Consider the following 3,081-nt stretch of genomic DNA (forward strand, 5'->3'; position numbering starts at 1 on the left):
GGTCGGGCTGGCGCTGCGCCGGCTCGGCCCGGGACGGGCCATCGCCGTCGGGCTGGCGGTCGCCGCCTGCGGGTTGGCCCTGGTCGCGGCGGCCGAGCGCAGCGACAGCCTGCCCGCGCTGCTGGCCGCGCTCGTCCCCGTCGGGCTCGGGGTGGGGCTGGCCATGACGCTGACCACCGACGCCGTCGTGTCGGCCGTCCCGCCGCACCGGGCCGGCGCGGCCGCGGCGATCTCCGAGACCGCCTACGAGCTGGGGGTGGCGCTGGGGATCGCGGTGCTCGGCTCGGTGGTGACGCTGGTCTACCGGCGCTCCCTGGAGCTGCCGGCGCTGCCGGCCGAGGTGCACGACCGGGTGCGGGACTCGCTGGCGTCGGCCCTCAGCGTGCTGGAGCCGGGGTCGGCTGCGGCCGTCGCGGCGGCGGAGGCCTTCACCACCGCCATGCAGGTGACGTCCCTGGTCGCCGCCGCGGTGACGGCCGTGGCCGCACTGGTGGCGTGGCGGACGGTGCCCTCCCCGCGCCCGGGTGGCACCCTGACGGGGCAGCAGTCGCTCAGCAGGGAGGTGTGAGGTGGGACGTCGGGCCGGACGGTCACCGGAGGCGACCCGCCGCCTGCTGCTGGACGCCGCCGCCGACCTCGTGCGCACCCGCGGGCTGGGGGCGTCCCTGGACGAGATGGCCCGCGCGGCCGGGGTCTCCAAGGGCGGGTTGATCTACCACTTCGCGAGCAAGGACGAGCTGGTGCTGGCCCTGGCCCAGGACCTGCTGGACGAGTTCCGCGAGGCGGTGCGCACGAGCCTCGACCCCGCCGACACCGGCCCCGGGCGGCTGACCCGCGCCTACGTCCGCGCCTGCCTGGACCCGGCCGCCGACGAGCGCACCGCCCGCGAGCTCATCATCCTCACCGCCCAGCTGATGACCAGCGCGGAGGTGGCCGAGCTGGCCCGCCGCGACGAGGAGCGCTGGGCGGCCGAGCTCGCCGAGGACGGGCTGCCGCCCGACGTGGTGACACTGGTCCGCGCCGCCGCCGACGGGGCGAGCAGTGCGCCGCTGTGGGGCGGTCCGGCCGCCCCGGCCTTCCAGCGGCTGCGCGAGCAGCTGCTCGCGCTGACCAGGGAGCCCGGCCGCTGGGTCGGGTGAGCCGCGCCGTCGCACGCCAACCGCGACGGTGGAGCCGGCTCAGGTGGTGACCGGCTCCGGGCTGCCGCTCGGGTCGGGGGTGTAGATCACCACCCAGTGGTCGCGTTCGGCGTCGTGCAGCACCTCGCCCCGGAACACCGTCCACCCGCCCTGCGGGTCACGCAGCCGCTTCACCATCGACCGCTCCCCGCCGACCTCCCCGCGGCTCCAGTGCTCGCGGAAGTCGGCGCTGGTGGCGCTCAGCTCGCGCTGCAGGGCCCGCAGGTAGTCGTCCTCGGGGTAGCGGGCCAGGGCCGAGCGCAGCTCCGCGGTCGCGAAGCGGGCGTAGGCGGCGCCGTCCTCGCCGAGCATCCGCCCGGTCGGGGGCGTGAACGCCTGGTGGACCAGGTTGCGGCTGAACCGGCCCGGCGGCGGGAGCGGGCCGAGCAGCTCCTCGGCGGCGGTGTTGCGGGCCAGCAGGTCGAGGCGGCCGTCGTGGACGGTCACCGCGAGTGCCCGGTCGAGGGTCTGCAGCATCAGGGACAGCCCCGGTCGGACCTCGGTCTGCGGCGCGGCCGGCACCGGCGGCGGCTCCCCGGCGAGCCGGAACAGGTGGTCGCGCTCGGCAGGCAGGAGACGCAGCGCCTGCGCGAGGGCGGCGAGGACCTCCCGGGACGGGTGCGGGGCCCGGCCCTGCTCCAGCCGGGTGTAGTACTCCACCGAGATGGCGGCCGCGTCGGCGAGCTCCTGGCGGCGCAGCCCCGGGACGCGGCGCGTCGACCTCCGCCCGCGGGGGACCTGCTCGGTGACCGGGACCAGCGCCCGTCGCGATCGCAGGTAGGCGGCGAAGTCGGGCCCGGCGCGCGGCATGGCCCCATTCTGCTGCACCGCCCGCACCGGGTGGCCCTGCCGGTACCAGGCGCGACGGGGCCTCCCGGCCGTCCGCCTGGCGACGCACAGTCGAGGTCAGGGCGACCGGCGCGGGGCCGGCGCCAGGAGCAGGAGGACCAGCAGATGACGATCGACCGGATCGCCCTCGTCACGGGCGCCAACCAGGGCATCGGCCGGCAGGTCGCCGCCGAGCTCGCCGCCGACCACCGCACGGTGTTCATCGGCTCGCGGGACCTGGCGCGGGGCGAGCAGGCGGCCGCCGAGATCGGCCACGGCGCCGTCGCGGTCCAGCTGGACGTGACCGATCCGGCATCGGTGGCCGCGGCCGCCGCGCACATCGCCGACCGGGCCGGCCGGCTCGACCTGCTGGTCAACAACGCCGGCACCAGCACGACCCGACAGGTCGACCTCGCGGAGTTCCGGCGCACGTCGAGGCCGAGCACCGCCCCGCTGGACGACCTGCGGGCGGTGTGGGAGGTCAACGTGCTGGGGGTGGTGTCGGTCTACCAGGCGGTGCTCCCGCTGCTGCGCCGCTCGGCGGACGCCCGCGTCGTCAACGTCACCAGCGCGCTCGGCTCGCTCGCGCTCTGCCTCGACCCGTCCTCGCCCACCCGTGAGGCCTACGACGTGGTCTACGCCGCGTCGAAGACCGCCCTCAACGCGGTGACGCTGTCGATGATGGTCGAGCTGCAGGGGACCGGCACGAAGGTCAACCTGGTCTCGCCCGGCTTCGCCCGGACCGCCCTGACGAACTTCGAGGGCACCGAGTCGGTCGAGGAGGCCGCGCGGGAGGTGGTGCGCGTCAGCCGGCTCGGTCCGGACGGGCCCAGCGGGACGTTCACCACCTGGGAGGGCGTCGACGTCCCCTGGTGAGCGCCATCGGGACGGACCCGCTTCGAGAGCGGGGCGGTCGAGCCGGAGCGAAGCTCTGAGCCGCCTTCGGGAGTCGAACCCGAGACCTACCCATGACGACGGCGTCCTCGCCCCGACTGAGGATCTGAGCCGCCTTCGGGAGTCGAACCCGAGACCTACCCATGACGACGGCGTCCTCGCCCCGACTGAGGATCTGAGC

4 protein-coding genes are annotated in these 3,081 nt (G+C 76.1%); 3 read left to right on the top strand and 1 reads right to left on the bottom strand.

Annotation, left to right across the window (positions count from 1 at the left end; genetic code table 11):
• The coding region (locus DVA66_RS18790) for an MFS transporter (RefSeq protein WP_332872889.1) at nucleotides 1–568 on the top strand (568 nt) is incomplete at its 5' end.
• A gap of 1 nt (nucleotide 569) precedes the next feature.
• On the top strand, nucleotides 570–1,139 hold the full coding sequence (locus tag DVA66_RS18795; RefSeq protein ID WP_114561391.1) for a TetR/AcrR family transcriptional regulator: 570 nt from the start codon (nucleotides 570–572) through the stop codon (nucleotides 1,137–1,139).
• A 39-nt stretch (nucleotides 1,140–1,178) separates the two neighbouring features.
• On the opposite strand, the gene DVA66_RS18800 is transcribed toward DVA66_RS18795, so the two are convergent.
• On the bottom strand, nucleotides 1,179–1,988 hold the full coding sequence (locus DVA66_RS18800) for a helix-turn-helix transcriptional regulator (protein ID WP_114561392.1): 810 nt from the start codon (nucleotides 1,986–1,988) through the stop codon (nucleotides 1,179–1,181).
• Between the two features lie 144 nt (nucleotides 1,989–2,132).
• Between DVA66_RS18800 and DVA66_RS18805 the strand changes: the two genes are divergently transcribed.
• Nucleotides 2,133–2,882: an SDR family NAD(P)-dependent oxidoreductase gene (locus tag DVA66_RS18805; RefSeq protein WP_114561393.1), complete on the top strand. Its 750-nt coding sequence runs from the start codon at nucleotides 2,133–2,135 to the stop codon at nucleotides 2,880–2,882.
• The last annotated feature ends 199 nt before the right edge of the window (nucleotides 2,883–3,081 follow it).

The sequence above is a fragment of the Desertihabitans aurantiacus genome (assembly GCF_003344635.1).
Classification (GTDB): Bacteria; Actinomycetota; Actinomycetes; order Propionibacteriales; family Propionibacteriaceae; genus Desertihabitans; species Desertihabitans aurantiacus.